General features: G+C 59.6%; 19 protein-coding genes. 2 read left to right on the forward strand and 17 right to left on the reverse strand.

All coding sequences use genetic code 11. The features are described 5' to 3' along the window. Positions 1-6 precede the first annotated feature (6 nt). Positions 7-801 carry an FCD domain-containing protein gene (locus J7447_RS28595; protein WP_075284205.1) on the forward strand — a complete coding sequence of 265 codons (795 nt, stop codon included), beginning with the start codon at positions 7-9 and terminating at the stop codon, positions 799-801. Here the strand turns inward: J7447_RS28595 and J7447_RS28600 are convergent. The 4 genes from J7447_RS28600 to J7447_RS28615 form a co-directional block, all read right to left on the reverse strand. Then, the gene (locus J7447_RS28600; protein WP_209171598.1) at positions 798-2,066 is read right to left on the reverse strand and encodes an amidohydrolase family protein; all 1,269 of its coding nucleotides are present in this window, start codon (positions 2,064-2,066) and stop codon (positions 798-800) included. The genes J7447_RS28595 and J7447_RS28600 overlap by 4 nt on opposite strands. After that, a complete protein-coding gene (locus J7447_RS28605; protein ID WP_209171621.1) occupies positions 2,063-4,513 on the reverse strand; it encodes a branched-chain amino acid ABC transporter ATP-binding protein/permease in 2,451 nt (816 codons plus the stop codon). The genes J7447_RS28600 and J7447_RS28605 overlap by 4 nt, the downstream gene beginning before the upstream one ends. A gap of 78 nt (positions 4,514-4,591) precedes the next feature. Beyond that, positions 4,592-5,467: a branched-chain amino acid ABC transporter permease gene (locus tag J7447_RS28610; RefSeq protein ID WP_023001132.1), complete on the reverse strand. Its 876-nt coding sequence runs from the start codon at positions 5,465-5,467 to the stop codon at positions 4,592-4,594. An 85-nt stretch (positions 5,468-5,552) separates the two neighbouring features. After that, the gene (locus J7447_RS28615; RefSeq protein WP_055656609.1) at positions 5,553-6,740 is read right to left on the reverse strand and encodes an ABC transporter substrate-binding protein; all 1,188 of its coding nucleotides are present in this window, start codon (positions 6,738-6,740) and stop codon (positions 5,553-5,555) included. A 234-nt stretch (positions 6,741-6,974) separates the two neighbouring features. Between J7447_RS28615 and J7447_RS28620 the strand changes: the two genes are divergently transcribed. Further along, the gene (locus J7447_RS28620) at positions 6,975-7,388 is read left to right on the forward strand and encodes a nuclear transport factor 2 family protein (RefSeq protein ID WP_168688140.1); all 414 of its coding nucleotides are present in this window, start codon (positions 6,975-6,977) and stop codon (positions 7,386-7,388) included. On the opposite strand, the gene J7447_RS28625 is transcribed toward J7447_RS28620, so the two are convergent. The 13 genes from J7447_RS28625 to J7447_RS28685 all read right to left on the reverse strand — a co-directional run bounded on the left by J7447_RS28625 (position 7,385) and on the right by J7447_RS28685 (position 24,748). Continuing rightward, complete coding sequence (locus J7447_RS28625; protein WP_023001129.1) at positions 7,385-8,074, reverse strand: GntR family transcriptional regulator; 690 nt, start codon at positions 8,072-8,074, stop codon at positions 7,385-7,387. The genes J7447_RS28620 and J7447_RS28625 overlap by 4 nt on opposite strands. Positions 8,075-8,114: 40 nt before the next feature. Then, positions 8,115-9,659, reverse strand: coding sequence for a siroheme synthase CysG (gene cysG / locus J7447_RS28630; protein ID WP_209171622.1), 1,545 nt, complete (start codon positions 9,657-9,659; stop codon positions 8,115-8,117). After that, positions 9,634-12,315: a nitrate reductase gene (locus tag J7447_RS28635; protein WP_209171599.1), complete on the reverse strand. Its 2,682-nt coding sequence runs from the start codon at positions 12,313-12,315 to the stop codon at positions 9,634-9,636. Before J7447_RS28635 ends, cysG begins: the two co-directional genes overlap by 26 nt. A 22-nt stretch (positions 12,316-12,337) precedes the next feature. Further along, the gene (gene cynS, locus J7447_RS28640) at positions 12,338-12,787 is read right to left on the reverse strand and encodes a cyanase (RefSeq protein ID WP_152510545.1); all 450 of its coding nucleotides are present in this window, start codon (positions 12,785-12,787) and stop codon (positions 12,338-12,340) included. Between the two features lie 9 nt (positions 12,788-12,796). Beyond that, entirely contained in the window at positions 12,797-14,530 is a 1,734-nt protein-coding gene (locus tag J7447_RS28645) for a bifunctional protein-serine/threonine kinase/phosphatase (protein WP_209171623.1), read from the reverse strand. 63 nt (positions 14,531-14,593) lie between these two features. Further along, positions 14,594-15,439: a formate/nitrite transporter family protein gene (locus J7447_RS28650; RefSeq protein WP_055654787.1), complete on the reverse strand. Its 846-nt coding sequence runs from the start codon at positions 15,437-15,439 to the stop codon at positions 14,594-14,596. 31 nt (positions 15,440-15,470) lie between these two features. Further along, a complete protein-coding gene (gene nirD / locus J7447_RS28655) occupies positions 15,471-15,812 on the reverse strand; it encodes a nitrite reductase small subunit NirD (protein WP_023001123.1) in 342 nt (113 codons plus the stop codon). Continuing rightward, positions 15,809-18,262, reverse strand: a complete 2,454-nt coding sequence (nirB, locus tag J7447_RS28660; protein WP_209171600.1) for a nitrite reductase large subunit NirB — start codon at positions 18,260-18,262, stop codon at positions 15,809-15,811. The genes nirD and nirB overlap by 4 nt, the downstream gene beginning before the upstream one ends. A gap of 17 nt (positions 18,263-18,279) precedes the next feature. Then, entirely contained in the window at positions 18,280-20,040 is a 1,761-nt protein-coding gene (locus tag J7447_RS28665; protein ID WP_152506372.1) for a nitrate ABC transporter ATP-binding protein, read from the reverse strand. Positions 20,041-20,050: 10 nt separating this feature from the next. Continuing rightward, positions 20,051-21,133: an ABC transporter permease gene (locus J7447_RS28670; RefSeq protein ID WP_023001120.1), complete on the reverse strand. Its 1,083-nt coding sequence runs from the start codon at positions 21,131-21,133 to the stop codon at positions 20,051-20,053. Positions 21,134-21,224: 91 nt separating this feature from the next. Next, a complete protein-coding gene (locus J7447_RS28675) occupies positions 21,225-22,625 on the reverse strand; it encodes a CmpA/NrtA family ABC transporter substrate-binding protein (RefSeq protein WP_023001119.1) in 1,401 nt (466 codons plus the stop codon). Positions 22,626-22,990: 365 nt separating this feature from the next. Then, a complete protein-coding gene (locus J7447_RS28680) occupies positions 22,991-24,100 on the reverse strand; it encodes a CmpA/NrtA family ABC transporter substrate-binding protein (protein ID WP_023001118.1) in 1,110 nt (369 codons plus the stop codon). 60 nt (positions 24,101-24,160) lie between these two features. Further along, on the reverse strand, positions 24,161-24,748 hold the full coding sequence (locus tag J7447_RS28685) for an ANTAR domain-containing protein (protein ID WP_023001117.1): 588 nt from the start codon (positions 24,746-24,748) through the stop codon (positions 24,161-24,163). Positions 24,749-24,753: the final 5 nt, after the last annotated feature.

Consider the following 24,753-nt stretch of genomic DNA (forward strand, 5'->3'; position numbering starts at 1 on the left):
CCGGTCATGAGAATTCCCGAAGGAGCGACAGATCCCAAGACACGGAAACGCCTGCGGCGGCCCGACATGGTCGCCCAGCAGATCCGCGAACAGATCGTCGAAGCCGGTCTGCGCCCCGGTGACAGGATTCCCGCCGAATGGCTTCAGCCGGAAACGGTCAGGGTGTCACGTGGTTCACTGCGTGAGGCTTTGAAGGTACTGGAGTTCCAGGGGTTGATTTCAACGCGCAGCGGCCCGGGCGGTGGTGTCTTCGTCGCATCGGTGGAGCCGGGTGAAGCCATCCGTATGCTGGACAATCTGTTCCTGTTCGACCAGCCGACGATTGCCGACATCTACACACTCCGGAAACAGCTTGAGCCGGAACTTGCCGCCTCGGTTGCCGGAACACTGACAGACGAGGGTTTCCAGGCCTTGCAGGGCTGCATCCGGCTTTACGAGGACGAGCCGAAGACGGCGGAAGAAGAATATTCGCAGCGCCTGGCCGAGCTTGATTTTCACGAAGAACTGGCCCGGCACTGCAAGAACCCGATCCTGGCCTTCACATGTTCCTTCCTGCTCAGCCTGCTACGCGACATGACGGTCTGCCGCTCGATCTACAAGGAACCGAACCCTGCCCTGCGCGAAACGGGACTGCACTATCAGGTGCAGTTGCTGCGGGCGATAAAATCGGGTGATGCCGAACTCTGCCGCATGATCATGCGTGGTCATATGATCGAGGCGGAAAAATACATGAAGGAACGTGCCGCCATGCGCACACGCGGCAGCACAACGGCGCAAGTGATCTCGTCCACGAGCAGCTAGGGCACAAAAGCCGCTCGCCTTTCCTCGGTCCGGCCTTGCGCTGCCAATGGGCCCATCAACCTGGCCGGAGCCTGCTCGAACGTGAATGTTCCATTCTTCATCCCCCAGACCGGCCGGATGATTTCCGAAACGATCTGATGTCCGCTCATGGCCGGCAGCGCCACGAAGGTGGCCGCTTCGCCGACTTCGATCCGGTGAGCCTTGTTGATCAGCCGCCGTGGTGCAGCCGTTACCATGTCAAAACAAGCCTTCAGGTCTTCCGCTGATCCGAGCTGGTGAACATTGGCATAAAGATTGGCCATGCGCGGCAAGGAACAGTCGCCATAGGGCGTGAAGGGATTGAGCACGTTGTTTGTTGCGACCGTGCAGCAAACGCCGTGTTCATGAAAGACATGCGCCGGCGCGACCCCGCGTGGCACCAGGCTTTCGCTGCCACGCCCCATCAGAAACAGATCCGTCGACGGCAGGACGGTAAGCGCGATTTCAGCGCTTTTCAGTATTTGCACCGCCTCCAGAAGGTCCTTTCGGGAAAGGGCCGACAGCTTGGTGACATGGCCGATCGCGACCCTTCCCTGCCAGCCGAAGGCGACTGTCTGGCGAGCGATTTCATCAAGATGACGCCAGGATGGATCGAGATCGAAATCCAGATGGAAATCGAGATCGACATCATGGCGTTCGGCCATTTCGAACAGACAGGCAATCTGGCCATTCGGATCGCTGTCCGTATAGGGACACCCGCCCAGCAGGTCCGCTCCGGCGGTGAGCGCCTCTTCCAGCAATTCGGCAGTACCCGGGTTGTTGATCAGCCCTTCTTGCGGAAAGACACAAATCTGCAGGTCCAGCGCCCAGGCGAAATCCTGCTTCAGCCGCTGAATGGCGTGAAACCCCGTCAGGCCGATGCCCGGATCAATCTCCACATGCGTCCGGATGGCGTTGGTGCCCTGGGTAATGGCCTTTTCGAGAACCTTTCGACCACGGTCGTAGACGTCGTCTTCCGAAAACCCTTTCTTTGCCTCCGCAACTGACGAGATCGCTCCTTCCAGCGTGCCTGTCTCGTTCCGACAGCGGTCGAGAATGCAGGCCTTGTCGAGATGAAGATGGCTCTCGACAAATCCCGGCACCAGGAGAACGCCGTTGCCATTCAATTCTTCCGCACTCGTGGGCAGGTCGGCTCCTATCGCCGAAATCTTTCCGGCCCTAACAGCAATATCGACAGCCGCATCAGCGCCCTCCAGCAGGACGTTCCGGATTACTAGCCCGCTCATACCCTCGCCTCCATGCGAGTTTCCTGTTCATTGGCGGCGCCGAGATAGGCCGCCGTCAGCCGCGGGTCCGAAGCCAGATCCGCAGCCTTGCCTTCAATCACGATACGGCCTTGCTCCAATACGTAGGCGTAATCTGCAACGGCAAGAGCAAGCGTCGCCATCTGGTCGACAAGCAGAATGGTGATGCCTTCGTCCCGCAACTCACCAAGGATCGCATAAAGCTCCTCAACCATCGCCGGTGCCAATCCAAGCGAAGGTTCGTCCAGGAGCAGGATCTTGGGTTTCGCCATGAGACCGCGGGCAATTGCCATCATCTGCTGCTCACCGCCCGAAAGAAGCCCTGCGCGGCTGTGCAACCTGTCACGCAGGCGCGGAAACCGCTTCAGATGAGCTTCCAGTTCCGAGCTGTTGACATCTGAATGTCGCTTGTAGGCACCCAGTTCGATATTCTCGCGCACTGTCAGTTCCGGAAACACCTGGCGGCCTTCGGGAACCAGCACAAGACCACGCCCGACGAGTTCATGCGGCTGCATGGCCTGTGTCTGCTCGTCATTCAGGATTATGCTTCCGGTGACCGGCCTGTGCAGACCCGAAACGGCAGAAAGAAACGTCGATTTTCCTGCACCATTCGCCCCGAGCAGAGCCACCATTTCGCCTGTCCGCACCTTGAGTGACACCTCCTTCAACACCGGAGCCGCGCCATATCCTGCAGTCAGCTTCTGTGTCGAAAGAACAGGCGTTTCTTCTGTATGCAGCGGTTTTATGCGCGGGAAGGCCGTGGCGCCACCGCTGCCGAGGTAGGCTGCAATCACTGTTTCGTTTGCCTGGATCTCTGCCGGGGTACCAAAGGCAATAGGTTTGCCGGCGTCAACTGCCTGGATCCGGTCCGAAATCCCCATGACCAGCTCCATGTCATGTTCGACGAGCACAACTGCAGGTCCCAGATCGGCAATATCCCGCAGCAGCATGGCGAGCTTGTCCTTGTCGGCTCGCATCAGTCCGGCTGCCGGTTCATCCAGAAGAAGGATGTCAGGTTTCAGGGCAAGCGCACGTGCGATCTCCACCAGCCTGCGGTCGACATGCGGCAGATCACCGGCACGCTTGTCGAAGTCACCTTCATAGCCGCAGTATCGCAACAGTCCTGCCGCCAGCGACAAACGATCTGGCGACTGAATGTCGGACCACGGGTCGCCGAAGGCACCGCGCCCCAGCCCGGAGACGACATTTGCAAGCACCGTCAGGTTCTCGAAAAGTTTGGTCGTCTGGTAGGTCCGGGCAATCCCCGATCGGGCAACCGCATGGGCCGGTAGCCCGGCAAGGTCCCGGCTTCCAAGCAGGATCTTTCCCTGCGTTGGACGGTAGAACCCGCCTATCATGTTGAGGACCGTGGTCTTGCCCGCACCGTTCGGACCGATGATGGATGTTACCTCGCCGGGCTCGATCCGGAAGCTGACGCCATCGACTGCCCGAACGCCGCCGAACGAAATGCCGAGGTCTTCAATTTCCAGTGCACTTGAGGAAAGCCCGCCCTGGAGGAACTGCTCGATGTCTGCGGAAGAAACCGGTGCCACGCTTCGGCTCGACTTCGGAATGTAAGACGCTACCGTGCCGACCAGCCCGCGAGGCGCAATCAGCAGCACGCCCACCAGCAAACCACCAAAGAACAGCAGCCGGTATTCTGCAAGATCTGAAAGGAACTCCGGCAGCAGGACGGTTACCAGCGCACCGGCGAGTGGCCCCAGCACGGTGCCGGCGCCGCCGATCAGGATTGCAAAGAGAAACAGGATCGACTGCGAGAACGGGAAATTGCTCGGCGCGATGAACATCATCAACGGTGCAAACAGACCGCCCGCAAGCCCGGCCATCGCCGCAGCAATGGCAAACGCGGCCGCCTTGACCGCGAAGGGCCGATATCCAAGCGAGGCAGCTGCGGTTTCAGCATCGCGTACGCCCGTCATTGCCATGCCCCAGCCGCTTTCGGCCAATCGGCGAAACAGGTAGAGAGACAATCCGGCAAGCAGGATGGCCAGCACCACCAGTTCCCGCTCGCTGAACACGAAGCCCAGGATCTCCGGCATCGGAAAGCCCATGAGGCCATTCTGACCGCCGGTCAGGGAACGCCATTCCACTGCGCCGTGTTCGACAATGAACGCGAAGGCAATCGTGACCATTGCCAGGAACGGCCCCGCCATACGGACGGCAGGCACCGCCAGCAGAACGCCCGCGATCCCCGCCACGAGTGCGGACAAGGGCAGTGCCAGCCAGAAGCTCAGGCCAGACAGGGTCATCACCGCCACACCATAAGCGCCGATGGCAAAGAAACCCACCTGGCCAAGTGAGACCAGACCAGTCAAACCATAAAGAACGTTGAGACCTGTCCCCAGGATGGTCGTGATTGCAACAAGGCCGATGACGAACTGCGTGTAGCCACCGCTTGTCACGGCCATCGCACAGGCTGCAACAGTCAGAACGAGCAACGCGCTGTCGAGAAGAATTCGCTGGTTCAGAAAGGGCACGGCTCTTCCTCAGACTTTCTTTACGGCGGGACGACCGAAGAGACCGTCCGGCTTCAATGTCAGTGCAAGGATGATCAGCGCAAAGACAACGATGTAGGTGGAAGATGAGCCCAGGTAGGCCGTTACCAGGGCTTCCGTCACCCCATAGAGAAAGCCTGCCAGCATGACGCCGGCTGCCGATGTCATGCCGCCCAGGATTGCCACCGCGAAGGCCTTGAGCCCAAAGAGCGTTCCCATGTCCGAATGCACAGAAAACAGCGGCGCGATCAAAAGACCGGCACATCCGGCAAGCATGGCCGAAATCGCAAAGGAACCGGACACCATCATGGTTGTGTTGATCCCCATGAGCCGTGCTGCCTGATTGTTCTGGACGACGGCAAGCAGCGCCCTGCCCTGCAAGGTCTTGCGGAACAGGAAGTGCAGCGCCAGAGCAACACCGATGGCGGCAATCGGAATAAGCAGTTGCTGCGGATAGATGCCCGTGCCGGCGAACTGCCAGGTGGTCTGCGCCAAAGGCGAAAACAATGTCCGCGGTTCGTTGCCGAAGCTGAAGAGAACGGCGTTGTCGAGAAAGATGCCGCCCGCGACGGTCGCCATCAGCCAGGCCTCCGAATTGCGTTCCACGAAGGGACGAACCAGAAGTATTTCAACAAGCACGCCAAAAAGGCCGCAGCAGGCGATCGCAAGCGGATAGGCGATCAGCCAGTTCAAGCCGAGCCGTTCGGTAAAGACAAAGCCCAGAACCGCGCCCAGCATGACAACGCTGCCTTGCGCGAAATTGACGGTGGAAGAAACGGAATAGGTGATCTGAAAGCCGAGCGCGATCAGCCCGTACATGCTTCCAAGGCCAATGCCGGTGACAAGGGCGGCGATCAAGAGGGTCATGGGTAGGTCCTGGCGGGTGAAACGGGATCAGGGCTAATTCAAAGGAAAGAAACCTCCCGCGGGCCTGCCGCGGGAGGTGACATCATCAATCTTCGATCGGGATGATTTCGCCTTCGACGAACTGCGCGAAGACATAGTCTTCAGGCGCGATCGCATCCTGGTCTTCCGGCGAGAACGGGTCGGTGTAGGTCTTGATCAGGCCTTCGATGTTCTCGATATCGTACATCGCCTGTCGGATAGCAGGACCATCGGTGGAACCGGCCTTCTCGATGGCAGCAGCCAGCAGAAGCATGGCGTCATAGGCATTGGCGATACCGGTTGCGGGTGTCACATCGGCCATGGTCTTGATTTCGGGAAAGCTTTCCTGAAGCTTCGAGAACATGGCCTCGCCCTTCGCATCGCCCTCCCGGAACAGGTAGGTCTGGATGAAGTGGAGCTTCTCGCCGCTCTTGCCGGCCAGTTCCGTGAACCGTCCGCCTGCCGGGCCCCAGTGCGATGCCATGGCAACATCCCAGCCCATCCGGTCGAGTGATTTCACCACCTGTGCGGTCGGGGCAACGTTCGCCACCACAAACAGGCCATCCGCGCCGTTTTCCTTGAGGCGCGTGAGCTGCGGTACGACATCGACGTCATTGGACTCGAACTTCTCGATACCCGCATGCTCCATGCCGCGCTTCTCGAGCGCTTTCAAAAGCCCCTTCTCGTTGGACTCGCCCCATGGGTTGTTGATGAGGATCATGCCCGGTTTCTTGGAGCCGTATTTGGTGACCAGATACTCGGTGATCGCTTCATCGACATATTCATCAACGGCGGAGACGCGGAAGATGTAGTTCTCTTCAGCGCCGTTCTTGGTGATGCCGGTGCCTGCAGCCCACGGGCCGACAAAAGGCACCTTTGACTGGTTTGCAAAGGGAACGATTGCAAAGGAGACCGGCGTGTCCAGACCGCCGATCAGAGCCGCAACGCCTTCGCGCTGGACAAGCTCACGTGCGGCGACAAGCCCCTTGCCCGGGTTGCTTTCATCATCGCGGCTTACAAGTTCAAGCGGTTTGCCAAGGACACCGCCCTTCTCGTTGATCTCGTCAATTGCGATGGTCAGGCCACGTGTAATTGCCTGTCCGGACTTGGCGGACTGACCGCTGAGCGCGGCAACAAGGCCGATCTTGATTGTATCGGCGGCGAAGGCCGGCAGGCTGGTGGCCAGGGCGAGGCCGACAGCACCTGACATCAGGACTCGGCGTGTCACCTTCGGAAATTTGCAAGCGGATTTCATGAACGGCTCCTCTGGTTTTCCGGACGACACGTCCGAACGCCACATCAAGAGCAAGTCAGATGCCAGTTTACTGATCTCTATATATTTCAATTACTTATCTAATTTCGGCCTTTGCAGACCTTCGATGACATCAGAATTTCGCTTAAATTGCATGCAATCTTTGCATACAAAACTTGCATGCAAAAAACCGGACAGGATTTATGCTCCGGAAGGCCATTTTGAAAAGGACGCCCCATGCAGGACGAAAACAAAGACACTCTTCCCGAGGAAGCGCAGATCGTCAGGGAATATCTCGACGCTTCCATGAAACCCGATCCGGATCTCGCTGCGACATACGTTGCCGACGATGTGACGATCACGTTTACGGGCGGACGGGTATTCAACCATCCCTCAGGTCCGACCGGCTTTAACGCGAAGCGGTACAAGTGGGTGAAGAAGAAGATGGACCGTTTCGACGTTGCCCGCGGGGCGGACGGGGTTGTCGTCTACTCTGTCGGGACGCTTTACGGTGAATGGCCGGACGGAACCGCCTTCGAAGGCAACCGGTATGTCGACCGGTTCGAAGTGCATGACGGCAAGATCACAAAGATGGATGTCTGGAACGACAGCGCGGAGCGAATTCTCACCCGCATGGGCATTGAAGCCTAGTCGTCTCCTCGAACCGCGCGAACGTAAGGTTCCAGGGCATCGAGATAGATGCCCTGCCCCTTGTTTTCGGGCTTGATCAGCGCCCGGTCAGCCACGGCCCCCAGGTGGTGTCGCATGAGATCTCTGGCCCGATCCTCATCGCCCTTGGAAAGAGCATCAATAATTTCCCGGTGCTCCTGGATCCCGCAATCAGTGGAATGCGGCCGCGAGTAAAGCGCCAGCGTCAACCCGCATCTATAGCCGACATCTTCCACGTAGCGGATCAGAACCGGACTTTCCGTGAGCTGCGCCATGAGAATGTGGAATTCCGTGGCAAGCCGTATGGAGACAGGCTCTGGTCCCTTTTCAGCGGCGATTTCCTTGTCGAGATGCGCATTCAGTGCATCAAGGTGCTTCTGGGAGAATTCAGCGCTCAGCCGGGACACCACGAGGTCTTCGATCTGGCATCGCAGGTCAAACAGATCCCGCGCCTCTTCCAGGCTGGGGGTTGCGACAACGGCTCCCCTGTTCCGTCGCAGTTCGACAAGGCCTTCCGCTGCGAGCCGTTCCAGTGCCTGGCGCACGATCGTCCGGCTCGACCCGAAACGCTCACCCAGCGAATCTTCCGGCAATTTCATGCCCGGTAACAGGGCACGCTCAAGGATGGCACTGCGCAGGGCTGCGCAAATTTGTTCGGAACGATTCATCAGTGCTTCGGATCACCAGCTGATTTGCCGCTCAAACAAATCAAATAGCTGCAGATTTGCCAAGTGTCCGAATGCCTCGATTTTCAGCTCCGGCTATTTCCCCTCGCACAGAGAAGACCTGATGGAATTCAAATCCTTCACCTTGCCCGATCTGACGGCCTGTTGCCCGAAAGACCTGCCCCACTCCGATGAGGACCGGACCTTCCAGTCCAAGCCAATCGACACCGCGTTCAAGTTCGTCCAGCGTTCCCGACCAACGCTTTTCGTCGGTGCGGGATATTCCCGAAACGGCAACGACGGGGGTCGCAGCGGACAAGCCTTCGGCAACAAGCCGGTCTCTGATACGACCGGCCATGCGCGCCCCCATGTAGAAAACGGTCGTGGTGGCCGGGTCTGTGAGCGCAGCCCAATCTACGGTTTCCGGCAAGTCTCCCTTGCGCGAGTGGCCGGTGACAAACCTGACCGACTGAGCATGGTCGCGGTGCGTCAGGGAAACGCCCAGGCGTGCCGCCATGGCAGAAGCCGCCGTGATGCCGGGAACAACGGTTGCCGGGATGCCTTCGGCAGCAAGACGGTCGAGCTCCTCGCCACCACGACCGAAGATCATCGGATCTCCGCATTTGAGCCGCACCACGTGTTTGCCCTGTCGTGCCAGCAAAACCATCATGTCGTTGATGTCTTCCTGGCGGCAACTTTCCCGGCCACCTCTTTTTCCGACGAGCATCCGCCTGGCTTCTCGACGCGCAAGTTCGAGAACCGCGTCATCGACCAGATCATCGAAGAGAATGACATCAGCCGATTGCAGCGCACGCACGGCTTTCAGTGTCAGATATTCGGCATCGCCCGGCCCTGCCCCCACAAGGGTAACTTTGCCTGCGCCAGACGTCCTCGCGTCCTCCAGAAGTGCTTCGGCGAGATGCTCTTCCTCTTCAGGCGCCGAACTGCCCGAGAAGGCAAGATCGGAGAGCCGCTCCCAGAACCGGCGCCGCTGTGCCCCTGCGTCCAGCAGGGAAAGCGTCTTTTCCCGCAAACGGTTTGCCAGCTGCGCCCATCCTTGCAGACTTTCAGGCATCAGCGTCTCGATCCGCCGTCGGATCGCCTGGCCAAGGATCGGCGCGACCCCATTGGTCGAGATTCCGATCACGACCGGTGACCGGTTGACGATGGACCCGAACTGGAAGTCGCAATAGGCGGGGTTATCGATCACATTGACCGGAACTCCCGTGCGCCGCGCGGCCAAAACAAACGCTTCTGCTTCTTCGTCACTCTCTGCATCGGCAATCGCAAGGGCTGCGCCCTCGAAGTCTTGCTGCGACCAGCAGGACCGGTGATGTACGAAACGCCCCTTGATGCTGCCGGCCGCAAGAAGTGCCTCGAAAGCCGGCTCCAGCTCCTGTGCATGAACATGCACGTCTGCCCCGGCAGCGGCCAGCAGCTCCGCCTTCCAGGCGGCAGCTTCCGTGCCGCCTGCCAGCAGGACTTTTCTTCCTTCAAGCGGAAAGAACAGCGGCAGGCTTGCAAGAGCCCCCACGCGTGCCGGACGGCTCCGGCGCTTTACCTCAGCTGGCTTGCGCAATGTCGGCATCATCGAGGCTTTCCTTTGCAATTTCATCGAGAAGCGTCTGGATTTCCGAGCGGCAGGAGCCGCAATTTGTGCCGGCTTTCAGTGTTTCACCGATTGCACCGACACTCGTCGCACCGCAGCGTGCGGCTTCGGCAATCTGGTTGCAGCCGATCTGGAAGCAGGAGCACACAAGCGCCCCCGGATCCGGCCTGTCGGCCGGCACGCGTCCGGCAAGAACCCGTGCCCGCTCCTGCGGCGAAACGGGCCCCTCATCCAGAAGCCCGCAAGCCCATTGGCGCGAAACTTCCACCGGGGATGCGGAAAAGAAGAACGCTGCCTGCAGCACATCGTCCCGCCACTCGGCCAAACGTCTCCAGCCAGCGGCACCGTCCGATATATCGGTCGTCTCGTTGCTGGACGAGGTCAACGCAGCTGCGATTTCCGCGAAATCCGCATCGGCTTTCGCCGCGAACTCAAGCCGGTAACCGCCAGGAACAGGAGCAAGGGCCCAGTAGTCGGCAGCGATTTTCTCCGGTCGCTGGCGCAAGACGGCAAAACCGAACCAGGCCATTTTCGCTTTTGCCACCGCCACAGGCGTGAACTTGGATCCGGGCTGTCCGGAATGGGGGTCTGTCTCAGGCGCCATGACCGCATCGATGCGGGCTTTCGATGCAAGCTGGTCGGTCCAATGCATCGGCACGAAGACTTCTCCCGGGGCGACCCGGTCTGTCAGCAGCGCCCGCACCACCACGGCTCCATAAGGGCTTTTGACCGTCACCAGGTCTGCCGGGTCGATCCCGAGCTTTTCGGCATCGATCGGGTTGAGTTCGGCAAAAGGTTCGGCGAAATGCGCGGTCAGGCGCGGCGTCTTGCCGGTGCGCGTCATGGTGTGCCACTGATCGCGGATCCGGCCCGTATTCAGGGAGAACGGATAGCGGCGCTCTGTTTGCCGCGGAGCCTTGAAAACGACAGGCACGAACTGTCCCTTGCCGCTTTCCGTGAAATACCCACCTCCGGCAAAGAACCTCGTATCGGCCGGTGGCATCCCCGCCGGTTGCGGCCACTGAAAGGGCTCCAGGGCATCGAAAGCGGCATCGGTCACGTCCCGATAAGCGCCGATATCGAAATCCCGGCTGCCTTCGTTCCGATAGCCCGAAAGCTCCGCATGCTCACGGAAAATCGCCGCAGCCCCTTCATAGGAAAAGGCCCCGGCAAAGCCCATGCGTCTTGCGACTTCGCTCAGGTGCCACCAGTCGGGGCGAACCTCGCCGGGAAGCTCCAGGAACGCACGCTGTCTTGAGATCCGGCGCTCGGAGTTGGTAACCGTTCCGTCCTTTTCACCCCAGGCAGCTGCAGGCAGCAACACGTTCGCATAAGGAACCGTGTCGGCTGCCCGCGTTACTTCCGAAACGACAACAAAGGGACATGCTTCCAGGGCTTCTGCCACGCCATCTGCATCCGGCAGGCTGTCCACCGGGCTTGTCGCCATGATCCAGAGCGCCTTGATCCGGCCTTCCCGCACGGCCTTGAAAAGCTCAACAGCTTTCAAGCCGGAGCGATCAGCCACGACCGGGCTTTGCCAGAAATCCTGCACGATCCCGCGGTGCTCGGCATTTTCCAAAGCCATGTGGCCGGCGAGCATATTGGCCAGTCCGCCGACTTCCCGGCCGCCCATGGCGTTCGGCTGACCCGTGACGGAAAAAGGGCCCATGCCGGGCTTTCCGATCCGTCCAGTTGCCAGATGTGTGTTGACGATGGAATTGACCTTGTTAGTCCCGACGACTGACTGATTGACACCCTGGCTATAGACGGTGACCGTCTTTTCCGTGCGGGCAAACATCTTGTAGAAGAGCGCGATGTCCTGGCGTGACAGGCCGGTCTTTTCGGCGATCTGGCCGATCTCGCAGGGTCCTGCAGCCTCAACTGCCTTCTCAAGTCCTTGAGTGAAGCGATTGACATAGCTGTCATTCACGACAAACGCTTCCGCCAGAAAGGCGAGCAGCCCATTAAAGAGGGCAACGTCCGTGTCGGGCTTCAATTGCAGGTGCAGATCGGCGATGGCGCAGGTCGCTGTCTTGCGCGGGTCCACTACGACCACCCGCAACGCCGGGTTGGCAGCCTTGGCCGCTTCAAGACGCTGGAACAGGACCGGATGACACCAGGCGAGATTGGAGCCGACCAGCACAACAAGGTCTGCCAGTTCAAGATCTTCATAGGTTCCCGGAACCGTGTCCGAGCCGAATGCCCTCCGGTGCCCGGCAACCGAAGATGCCATGCAAAGGCGGGAATTGGTGTCGATATTCGCCGAACCGATGAACCCTTTCATCAGTTTGTTGGCGACGTAATAGTCTTCGGTCAGGATCTGGCCGGACACATAAAACGCAACGCTATCTGGTCCATGTTCCCGAATGGCATCCTGAAAGTTGCGCGCGACAAGATCGAGCGCGTCATTCCAGTTGGCGCGTTCGCCGTCGATTTCCGGATAGAGCAGTCTGTCATCCAGCGAAAGCGTTTCTCCAAGGGCCGAACCCTTGGAACACAGCCGGCCGAAATTGGATGGGTGCTTGGGGTCACCTGCAACAGTCACCGTCCCGTCCGGGTGCCGGGTCGCGAGGACGCCGCAGCCGACACCGCAATAGGGACAGGTGGTCCGGATTGTTTTTTCTTGTTCGGTCATGCCATCAATCCCGGTTGTTGATTTACCAGGCGTTGTAGCCAAGGTATTTGCCCGACATCTCGATCTTCACCCGGTCTCCCTTGGGGTTCTCAACACGGGTTACCGACATGTCGAAATCGATGGCCGACATGATGCCGTCGCCGAATTTCTCATGGATCAAAGCCTTGATTGTCGGGCCGTAGACACCGACGATTTCATAAAGACGGTAGATGCATGGATCCGTCGGCACGGTCTGCGACCAGATCTTTGTGGGGCTCTCCTGCAGAACCAGAGCCGCTTCCTGCGGCAGACCGAGTGTCTCCGTGATTGCCTTCGCCTTGTCTTCCGGCATGGCGTTCATGCCCATGGCCGCCGAATGGGTCCAGACAGGCGACATGCCGATCGCTTCGGCAATGCCTTCCCATGTGAGCCCCGCCTGGCGCTTCGCCGACAGGATCATGCTGGTAACGTCTTCACGGGTAAGAGCGGACATGAAAATCTCCTATGAATTGCCGAAGAGTTGAAACAAGAGGATGGCGCAGAGCACCGCGAGAACAGCAGAGACGATCTGCCAGAAGCGGACCGGATCCCGTTCCGCCAGAGGGACAAAACGATCTGAACTGAAGGCCGGGTTCGGGCGACGAAGATCTTCCAGGAAGGCGCTCAGCGCTTCGTAGCGCTTGCCCGGCACGGGATGAACCGCGCGGCATAGCGCACCATCGACCCAGTCCGGCACTCGTTCCGTGACAGCTGTCGCACTGCGATAGCGCAGTGCAGCCTGAGCCCGCTCACTGGTTGCCCTGGCAACGGCCGCACCATAGGGCAAACGCCCGGTCAGCATTTCATAGGCGATCACACCGAGTGAAAACTGGTCGCTGTACTCAGTCCCGAGGTAGCCGAGAAACACCTCTGGCGCGGTATATTGGTGAGTGCCGAGGATCTCACCCTTGTCGAGCGAAGGAGCGGCTTCCATCACGCCGGAGATCCGCACCGACCCGAAATCGATGATTTTTACCGTGCCGGACGTGTCGATCATGATGTTTTCCGGCCGCAGGTCCTGATGGACCATTTCCTTGCGGTGGAAGGCCATCAATCCCCTGGCCACCTGCTCCAGAATCCCGCGCACGGTCTCAAGGCTGGGGTGAGGATTGTCGATCATCCACTGGCGAAGCGTCTGGCCTTCGACAAATTCCGTTGCCAGAAAAAGCGTCTGACGGCCCTGCGGATAGGTGGAAGCCTTCAACACATGCGGCGATGAAATCCGGCGTGCAACCCACTCCTCCAGCGCGAACCGGCGCAGATAGTCTTCCTCTCCGCGTAAATCGAGCGACGGAAACTTGAGCGCCACCGGTTCGCCGGTTTCTTCATTTTCCGCCAGATAGATGTGGCTGCGGCTGGTGGCGTGCAGGCCGCGCATCAAACGAAACCCTTCATGGGTGCCAGGCACCTTCGGCAGCGGCGCCGGTGGCAAGGTGCCTTCCCCGTTCAAGAGATCATCTGCACCGGGTTCCGCAATGTCGATCACCCGCACGATCTGAACGGTCAGATTATCGTTGCTGCCTGCAGCCAGCGCCTTTTCGACAAGTGTCCTGGCTGTCTGGTCGAGAACTTCGCCAGCCAGCACGGCGTCGGCCATATCCTTAGCCCGCAAGAAGCCATGGACGCCATCCGTCGTGAGAACAAGCAGATCGCCCGGACGAAGATCGAACACGGCATAATCGATATCGACAGATTGCCCGACCCCCAGAGCTCTGCCGAGATAACTCTCTTGTTCGGAAATCCGGACAGTGTGGTCTTCCGTCAGCTGTTCCAGGCTCTGGCCGGAAAGACGCCAGATGCGGCTGTCACCGACATGGAAGAGATGTGCCTTACGCCCCTTCAGGACCAGGGCAGAAAAGGTGCAGACATGGCCCCTGTCGAGATCGTCGACCTGTTTCGTCTGGCTGAAAAGCCACGAATTGGCGGCAGAGATCACCCGAACGGCAGAGGTCTTCACTGTCCAGGCTTCAGAGGTGCAATAGTAATCGGAGAGAAAGGATTTGACGGCCGTTTCGGCTGCGACATGCGCAACCGGACTGGAGGAAATGCCGTCCGCGACAGCAAGTGCGATGCCCTTGTGCACCAGGGCCGGGCCGTCCGGCACCATGGCGCCATGAAAGTCCTGGTTCAGGGCTTTCCGTCCGGCAGACGAATACTGGCCGGTTTCGACGCTCAAGGTGGTATGGCGGACTTGCATCAGCACGGGAAAAGGCTCCTCGGGAAAAGACGCTCCGCCGCCAGTGACGGCGGAGCGTCGCACTTATTCGGCAGGCGCTGCGACCGGCGCCTTTTCGTAGCCTGCTTTGCGGGATGGCGACGTCTTGTAGTGGGTGGCGTAGATCATGCCGCCGACGAAGGTCAGCCCGCCGACCAGATTGCCGACAACAACCGGAATTTCGTTGTAGGCAAAGTAGTCGAACCAGGTGAAGTTGCCGCCGAGCATGATGCCCGAGGGGAACAGGAACATGTTCACGATGGAGTGCTCGAAGCCGAGATAGAAGAACACCAGGATCGGCATCCACATCGCCATGATCTTGCCGGAGACAGAGTTCGACATCATCGCGGCCACGACACCGGTCGAAACCATCCAGTTGCACATCACTGCGCGGATAAAGACCGTCAGCAGTCCCGCCCAGCCGGCGGCGGCATAGCCGAGCGTCCGGGTTTCACCGATCTGGCCAATCTTCTGGCCGACGGCGTTCGGTTCCTGGCTGAAACCCATGGTGAAGATGATCGCCATGAACACCGCCGTGGTCAGGGCACCTGCAAAGTTGCCGGTAAAGACCAGGCCCCAGTTCCGGAACACACCGCCCCAGGTGCAGCCCGGACGTTTAGCGATCACGGCCAGTGGCGCCAGCGTGAACACGCCCGTCAGAAGGTCGAAGCCGAGCAGATAGAGCATGCAGAAGCCGACCGGGAACAGGATCGAGGCGACCAGGAAATTACCGGTATTGACGGCGATGGTCACGGCGAAGGCGGCGGCAAGGGCAAGGATGGCGCCTGCCATATAGGCCCGGATGAGCGTGTCCTTTGTGGACATGAAGATCTTCGCTTCACCGGCGTCGATCATCTTGGTGGCAAATTCCTGTGGCGTTACATATGACATCTGAATTCCTTTCGCGAGAGTGCTCGGCCGGTCAGACGGCTTCGTGGGAATAGGAAAGGTCGACAAGGATCCGGCCGTCCTCCAGCCGGACGGGGAAAGCTGCCGTGCGGCCTTCGTCAGCTCCTTGCGCGGCTCCCGTTTCCAGGGAGATCACCCAGTTGTGCAACGGGCAGGTCACACATCCGTCATGCACAATGCCCTGACTGAGAGGCCCGTTCTTGTGCGGACACTTGTCTTCCAGCGCAAAGACGTCGTCCTTGGCGGTGCGGAAGATGGCGATGGTCATGTCGCCATTCTTCACGCACCGCGCTCCCTCCCTGGGAATGTCTTCAAGGGTGCCGATATGGACCCAGTTACGGATGTCGGCAGTCATTCGGCAGCCTCCTTCGTCAGAACAGCCATCGGCTTGAATTCATGCTTGTCCTTGCCGGAGACACGCTCCGACCATGGGTCGACCTGGGCGAATTTCTGGGAGAAGACGAAACGGTCGAAATACGCCACGCGCATCGCCTCATCGTCCATGATCTGGCGACGGATCTCCTCCAGACCTATGCGTTTCGCCCACTTGTAGATCCGCTCCAGGTAGTGGCCCTGCTCGCGGTACATCTGGGTGAGCGCAGCAACATGCTCGATCGCCTCATCCTCGGTCTTCACCAGGCCCAGAACTTCCGTGCCCTTGATGTCGAGACCGGCAGCTCCGGCGAAGTGGATCTCGTAACCGCTGTCGACGCAGATGATGCCGATATCCTTGCAAGTGGCTTCCGCGCAGTTTCGCGGGCAGCCGGACACCGCCATCTTCAACTTCGCCGGGGTCCAGGAGCCCCACATGAACTTTTCCAGCTTGATGCCGAGACCGGTGGAATCCTGCGTGCCGAACCGGCACCAGTCCGTGCCGACGCAGGTCTTCACCGTTCTCAGACCCTTGGCGTAGGCCTGCCCGGAAACGAACCCGGCCTTGCCGAGGTCTGCCCAGACTGCCGGCAGGTCTTCCTTCCTGATGCCAAGCATGTCGATGCGTTGGCCACCGGTGCATTTCACCGCCGGAATGTTGAACTTGTCGACCACATCGGCAATCGCCCGCAGTTCCTTGGACGAGGTCATCCCGCCCCACATGCGCGGGACCACCGAATAGGTGCCGTCCTTCTGGATGTTGGCGTGGACACGCTCGTTGATGAAACGGGACTGGTAATCATCCGCATATTCATCCGGCCAGTCGGAAACCAGATAGTAGTTGAGTGCCGGCCGGCACTTGGCACAGCCGCCGGACGTGGTCCATTCCAGTTCCTGCATCACTGCCGGAATGGATTTCAGCTCCTTGGACTTGATCAGGCGGCGGACCTCGTCATGGCCCAGTTGCGTGCAACCGCACATCGGCGTCACGGCCGCCGGGTTATAGGCATCGCCCAAGGTCACCTGCATCAGTTGCTCGACCAGCCCCGTGCAGGTGCCGCAGGAGTTCGAGGCCTTTGTGTGGGCCCGAACACCGTCCAGGGTCGTCAGGCCCTTCTCCTTGATCGTCGTAACGATCTTGCCCTTGCATACGCCGTTGCAGCCGCAGATTTCCGCATCATCCGGCAAGGCTGCAACGGCCGCCGTAGGGTCCAGCGGGGACCCTCCCTGGTAAGCCTGACCAAAGATCAGCGTCTCGCGCATGTCCGAGACGTCGGCACCTTTTTTGAGGAGGTCGAAGAACCACGGACCGTCGGAGGTCTCTCCGTAAAGAACGGCACCGACGATCTTGTTGTCTTTCAGCACGATGCGCTTATAGACGCCGGCCGACGCATCACGCAGCACGATCTCTTCCCGGTCGTCGCCTTCGGAAAAATCGCCTGCCGAATAGAGATCGACACCTGTCACCTTGAGCTTCGTCGCGGTGACCGAGCCCGTGTATTCGGAAGAGGCACCAAGCAGATTGTCGGCAATCACCCCCGCCATTTCATAAAGCGGCGCGACAAGCCCGTAACACATGCCACGGTGTTCGACGCATTCACCGAGCGAGAAGATGTCCGCATCGCTGGTGCGCATGTCATCGCTAACCAGCACACCGCGATTGACGTCCAGCCCGACCTCCCTGGCAAGGTCGGCCGACGGGCGGATGCCAACGGCCATGACGATGATCGAGGCTTCGATCTCGGTGCCGTCGTCAAGGCGGATGCCCCTCACCTTGCCTGCATCATCACCCAGGATTTCATGACTGTTTGCCTTTGTGCGCACGTCGATGCCGCGGCGTTTGAATTCCGCTTCGAGCAGGAACCCCGCAGCCGGGTCGAGCTGGCGCTCCATCAGGGTCGGCATCAGGTGCAGAACGGTTACGTCCATGCCCTGCATCTTGAGACCGGCCGCCGCTTCAAGACCCAGGAGCCCGCCACCAATAACAACAGCGCGACCGCCGCGTTTGGCCGCATCCAGCATCTTTTCCACGTCGTCCAGATCACGATAGGTCAGAACCCCGTCCAGGTCCTTGCCAGGAAGCGGAATGATGAAGGGGGAAGATCCCGTCGCGATCACCAGCTTGTCGTAAGAGGCGGTGACGCCGTTTTCCGAGGTCACCGTTTTCGCGTCCCGGTCGATCTCGGCAACCCGGGCTCCCTTGTGAAGCGTCACGCCATGTTCGGCATACCAGTCGTCGCCATGGGTGATGATGTCCTCGTATGACTTCTCGCCTGACAGTACGGGCGACAGCATCAGCCTGTTGTAGTTGACCCGCGGCTCTGCATTGAAAATGGTGACGTCATAAGCATCCCTGTCTTTTTCGAACAGGTTTTCGAGCATCCGCCCGGGTGCCATGCCGTTGCCGACGATGACAAGTTTCTGTTTTGTCATGGCTTTTCTCCAGACTTTCATTCGGCTGCTTCGGCTGCCGCGGTTTGACGGGCCATCCGTGCGGCCCGCTTTTCCTGAATGGATTTCAACTGGTCTTCGCTCGGGTCCGCGCCGCCTTCATAGGCTTCCAGGAAGTCCAGAAGCTCCTCGCGGTAGGCGTAGTAATCCGGGTGGGCGAGCAGCTCCTTGCGCGACCTCGGCCGTGGCAGGTCCACTTCCATGATGTTGCCGATGCGGGCATTGGGCCCGTTCGACATCATCACCACCCGGTCGGCGAGCAGGATGGCCTCGTCGACATCATGCGTGACGCAGACGGCCGTCACCTGGGTGCGTTTCCAGACGTCCATCAGGACGTCCTGCAGCTCCCAGCGGGTCAGGCTGTCGAGCATGCCGAAGGGTTCGTCCAGCAGCAGAAGCTTCGGCGACAGGGCAAAGGCCCGTGCAATGCCGACGCGTTGCTTCATGCCGTTGGAAAGCTCCGAAGCAGCCTTTTGCATGGCGTCCGACAGACCGACCTTGCCGAGGTAATATTCAATCACGTCCCGCTTTTCGGCCCTGGACGCATCCGGATAGACCTTGTCGACCCCAAGCTCGACATTCTCGTAAGCTGTCAGCCAAGGCATCAGGCTCGGCGCCTGGAAAACGACGGCACGGTCCGGACCGGCCTGCGTCACATGAGTGCCGTCCAGTACGATGGCACCTTCGGTGATCTTGTTGAGACCGGCCACCATGGACAGGACCGTCGACTTTCCGCAGCCGGAATGGCCGATCAGGGTGATGAACTCGCCCTTCTTCATTTTCAGATCGAAACCGTCGACAACCGTCAGCGGCCCCTTCGGCGTCGGGTAGACCTTCTTGAGCTGAGAGAAGTCGAGATAACGGTCCTGAACCGCGGATTCCGATGCCCGCTCATAGGCCGCCGGAAGCTTGTCGGCAGGCTTCGGACGCTGGGTAATCGGAACGATGTCCGGCAGAACGATTTCCCGTTCCAGATCAGCGCCACGCTCGGCACCTGCTTCCATCAGGTATTCGGTGACTTCGGCACGCAGCCGAATGAAGTCGTCATCGTGATTGAGTTCACCGCGATCGCGTGGCCGCTGAAACGACACCTTGAACTCCGGACCGAGCGTTGCCGGTGTGCCGGGCTTCAGGGGTATGATCCGGTCTGCTAGAAGGATTGCCTCATCGACATCGTTTGTGATGAGAATGATGGTCTTCTTCTCTTCGTCGCAGATCGCGGCGAATTCGTCCTGCAGCTTCGCGCGGGTCAAGGCATCAAGAGCGGACAGCGGCTCATCCAGCAACAGAAGTTCCGGCTGCATGGCAAGGGCCCGTGCCACGGCAACGCGCTGACGCATGCCACCGGAAAGTTCCGACGGCTTGCGGTCCCTGGCATGCCCCAGACCGACCATCTCGATGTACTTGTCGCAGATCGCCTTGCGCTCTGCGGTGCTCTTCTTCTTGAAAACGCTGTCGACGGCCAGCGCCACATTGCCGAACACCGACAACCACGGCATCAGCGAATAGGACTGGAACACGACGCCCCGATCCTGGTGCGGCCCGTCAATTTCCTTGTTCTTGAAGATGATGCCGCCCTTGTCCGGCTCGATGAGACCGGCCAGCAGGGAGATCAGCGTGGTCTTGCCGGTGCCGGAAAACCCGACGATGGCAATGAACTCGCCCTCTTCCACTTTCAGATTGATATCGTCCAGCACATCCGTCCGGGTGGCATTTTCGCCATAGGATTTGGAGACGCCGGAAATTTCCAGAAAGGACATATCCGTCTCCTTAGCGATTGGCCGAGAATGTGAAGGCGCGCTGCAGGGCAAACATCAGCCGGTCGAGCATGAAGCCGATGATGCCGATGGTCAGGACTGCGACCATGATCTTTGCGAGCGACTGGGAAGAACCGTTCTGGAATTCGTCCCAGACGAATTTCCCGAGCCCCGGGTTTTGCGCCAGCATTTCTGCCGCAATAAGCACCATCCAGCCCACACCCAGCGACAGGCGCAGCCCGGTGAAGATCAGCGGCAGAGAGGACGGCAGAACCAGCTTGGTAACGGTCTTCCAGGTCGGCAGCTGCAGAACACGGCCGACATTCATCAGGTCCTTGTCGACCGAGGCCACACCCAGCGCGGTGTTGATCAGGGTCGGCCACATGGAACAGAGCGTCACGGTGACGGCGGAGATCAACAGGGATTTAGACAGCCAGTCGACAGGATCGGCATAGGTTGCCGAAACGATCATCGTGACGATCGGCAACCATGCCAGCGGCGACACCGGCTTGAAGATCTGGATCAGCGGATTGATAGCGCCGTTGAAGGAGCGCGACAGACCGGAGGCAATGCCAAGCGGCACGGCAATCAGCGTTGCGATCAGGAACCCGAGGCCGACGGTTTTCAGCGAGGTGCCGATCTGGTCGATATAGGTCGGCTTGCCGGTATAGTCGCGCCACTTGATCTTGTCGGTCTTGCCTTCAGCTTCGTATTTGGCGTTGCGTTGTTCCTGGCGATCGTAGAAGGCAGCGGCCTTGTCACGCTCGCGCTCATGATCGTCCCAGAGGTTGACCGCCTGGCTCCAGACGGCCGCCGGCCCGGGAACTGCGCCCAGGGATGTCTGCACCTGGGGCGCCAGCGCTCCCCAGAGGACGAGAAAGGCGATGATGCCCAGAAGAGGAATCACGAGAACGCGTTTGAGTTCCCCCAGCTGCTCCTTCGGGCTGTCGCCTGCGGCAATTTTCAGGAGCGGCACGGTCCAGGAAAGACCGAGCGCATCCAGCCAGCCGGCGGCCTTGTTGATCCGTGTGAAGAGCTTTTCCCGGCGTGCGGCACGGGCAAGGTCCTGACTGCCTGCGGTATCGGCATTGGCCATGTCGTCAATCCTTGTTCGAATTCTGTCGGTTCGTGTCGAATGAGAAAAACGAGCGGCGGGGCTGCAGACCGCCGCTCAAGTTTGGGGAAGATCAGCCGCCCACGACCTGGTTGCCGTCGACCACCTGCTTGCCTTTCAGGCCGATCGGAAGGCTGTCGATGTAGGCGTTCGGCTGCTTGCCGTCGTAGGGAATGCCGTCGATGATGTCCGCCGACGGGGTTGGAGCGCGGTAGCCGTCCGTTTCCCAGGGGAAGTCTTCCTTGGCCACATGCCCTTCCTCGACCAGCATTTCTGCGGCTTTCAGATAGATGTCCGGGCGATATACCGACCGCGCGACTTCGTCGTACCAGCTATCGGGTTTGTACTCGGAAATCTGCCCCCAGCGGCGCATCTGGGTCAGGTACCAGACGGCGTCGGAATAGTAGGGATAGGTGGCGAAGTAGCGGTAGAAGACGTTGAAGTCGGGAACGTCTCGCTTGTCGCCCTTCTCATATTCGAAGGTGCCGGTCATGGAGTTGGCGATCACTTCAGCGTCCGCACCGACATACTCCGAGCGGGACAGGATCTCGACGGCTTCCATACGATTGGCGTTGTCGTTCTCGTCCAGCCACTTGGCCGCGCGGATCAACGCCTTGGTAAGCGCAAGCGTGGTGTTCGGATATTCTTCGGTAAATTCCTGCGTCAGACCGAAGACCTTCTCCGGATTGTTCTTCCAGATCTCGTAATCGGTGATGACCGGAACGCCGATGCCCTTGAAGACTGCCTGCTGGTTCCAGGGTTCGCCGACGCAATAGCCATAGATGGTGCCGGCCTCCAGCGTTGAAGGCATCTGCGGAGGCGGAGTGACCGACAGCAGAGCGTCTGCCTGGATCTGGCCGGAGATATCCGAACTGGAATAGAAGCCCGGGTTGATATCGCCGGATGCCAGCCAGTAGCGCAGTTCGTAGTTATGGGTGGAGACGGGGAAGACCATGCCCATGTTGAACGGCTTGCCTTCGGACTTGAACTTGTCGACGACCGGCTTCAAGGCGGTTGCCTTGATCGGGTGAACCGGCTTGCCGTCGTCCTGCATTTCCAGGTGCGGCTTCATCATCTCGAAGATCTCGTTGGAAACGGTGATGCCGTTGCCGTTGAGATCCATGGAGAACGGCGTCACGATGTGTGCCTTCGTGCCGAAACCGATGGTGGCCGCCAGCGGCTGTCCGGCCAGCATGTGCGCCCCATCCAGTTCGCCCGTGATGACCCGGTCGAGCAGAACCTTCCAGTTGGCCTGCGGCTCCAGGGTGACGAAAAGGCCTTCTTCTTCGAAATAGCCGAGCTCATAGGCAACCGCGAGCGGAGCCATGTCCGTCAGCTTGATGAAGCCGAAGGTGAGTTCGTCCTTTTCGACATCCAGCATCTCGGCATAGGCGCTGGATGCGGACACAAGTGCCGTGGCTGCCATCAGGGCGCCAAATGCGGTCCGGCGGGTAATATTCAGGGTCTTTTTCATTGTCGCGTCCTGTCCCTCGTTCGTCCTGCGCCCTCTTCAGCCGGGCACAGGAGCAATAAAAAAGCCGCCGACCGAACCGCATGACGGGAGGAATTCCCATGCGGTTCAGATCGGCGGCTTTGCCTGTGCACCCGGCAGTGGGTGCGATATCTGGTAGGCCAGCGTCGGCCTCACCTGCTTAAAAGCACGAACTGTGCCAATTTGAAGAAATTGGCTTTTCTCTTTATTTACAGATACTTATTCTTTGTGAAAATTTTGACCATATGCTCAAGCTGCATATTTGATCATCGAAGCTTGCAGGCAACTGAACGAATTTTGTGCAACGCAACCAGACTGCCCCGGCGCCAGGCGAGCTGTCTCGGAAGTCAAAAACGGGCGCCGTCAAACATTTCGATGGTCATGTCTGTCGCTTCGCCGGTCAGCTCCAGAGCCTCCAGATAGGCGGTCGGAGAAAAGACCTTTTCAACTTCGCTTTCCGCCTCTCGCGAACGCTCCACCTGCCCCCAGCGAACCATCTGCTCGTAGAACCATTTGCCATGAACCGGCATTGGCGCTGCCTTGAGCCCACCCGAGAAGGTCAGGAAGTCCGGAACGTTCTTCACCGAGACCGGGCCCAGCCTGATGCGGCCCGATAGCGCTGCAAGGCAGATTTCAGCGGGGCAAGCCAGAAGGTCCGGCCTTGCGAGCATGTCGGCCAGCTCGGCATTGTTCTTCGGATCGGCGCACCAGTCGGCGGCTGCCGAAAAGGCACGCATCAGCGCGGCCAGCGTTTCCGGGTTGGCTTCGGCCCATTTGCGCGTCACGCCCAGCACTTTTTCCGGACTGTCCGGCCAGATGGCCTGTTTGTAGGTTGCTATGCGCCCCGTTCCGGCGTCGACCGCAGCCGTGTTCCAGGGCTCGCCAACGCAATATCCATCGAGCTGGCCGGCGGCCAGGGCATCCGCCATGACCTGCGGCGCCAGTACGGTAATCTCGACATCCCGGTCTGGATCAATTCCGGCGGCGGCTAGCCAGTAGCGCAATTCATAGGCATGGCCTGAAAACGGGTGCACGACCCCGAAATGAAGCAGCGGCGCATCCGCCTCCTGCTGGTCGGCAATCACCCGCGCGAGCGCCGCACCAGTCGACGTCGGATCGCCTTCCGGATCGGCTCCGACAGCCGACATGTCCGCCCAGAGTGCGTTGGAAACCGTAATTGCGTTGCCACCTAGCCCCAGAAGCATGGGCGCCAGCATGGGCACGGCTAGACTGGTCAGGTTGAGGCTGGATGCAATCGGCATCGGGGCGAGCATATGCGCCACGTCGAAATGACCGACCGAAATCCTGTCTCGAATATTGGCCCAGGATGTTTCGCGGATCAGCTTCAGCGCGATGCCTTCCTGCTCGGCAAAACCGAGTTCGGCAGCAGCCACGACAACGGCACTGTCCAGAAGCGGGATAAATCCGGCGATAACAGGCTTCAAGTTCGTATCCATGATCTTCCTGTCCCCTGGTTGGCCGCTTCTCCCCACTCGGTGTTTTTTGTTGTCATCGCGTCAGTCTCCCAGAAGTCCGCTGGCGATCACCAGGCTCTGCGCCACATCAATGATCTTCCGGCTCTGGTTCATGGCCGTACGACGCAACAGGTCATAGGCCTCCTGCTCGCTGAGCCCCTTGGATTTCATCAGGATGCCCTTGGCCCGATCGATGGTTTTCCGGTCTGCAAGTTCAGAGCGCACTTCCTCCAGCTCCTCTGTCAGCCTGGAAAACGCACGAAAGCGGCTGATCGCCATATCAAGGATCGATTTGACCCGCTCCCGCTTGAGCCCGTCGACGATATAGGCCGACACCCCCGCATCGACGGCGGCCTCTATGGAATGGCTGTCCGACTTGTCGACGAACATCGCAATCGGTCGCCGCACCGCACGCGACACCTGAAACATGTGTTCCAGCTGGTCGCGATTCGGGTTTTCCAGATCGATGACAATCACATCCGGATTGATGTCGGCGATCTGACGAACCAGACCTTCCATCTGGTGAACAAGAATGACCCTATCGTGCCCGGCATCGTGCAATCCCTGCTCGATGATCGAGGCACGGATCTTGTTGTCATCTATAACCAGAATGGAAAGCCCGCCGCTCATGCCGC

This window comes from Labrenzia sp. R5_0, assembly GCF_017743835.1.
GTDB classification, from domain to species: Bacteria; Pseudomonadota; Alphaproteobacteria; order Rhizobiales; family Stappiaceae; genus Roseibium; species Roseibium algicola.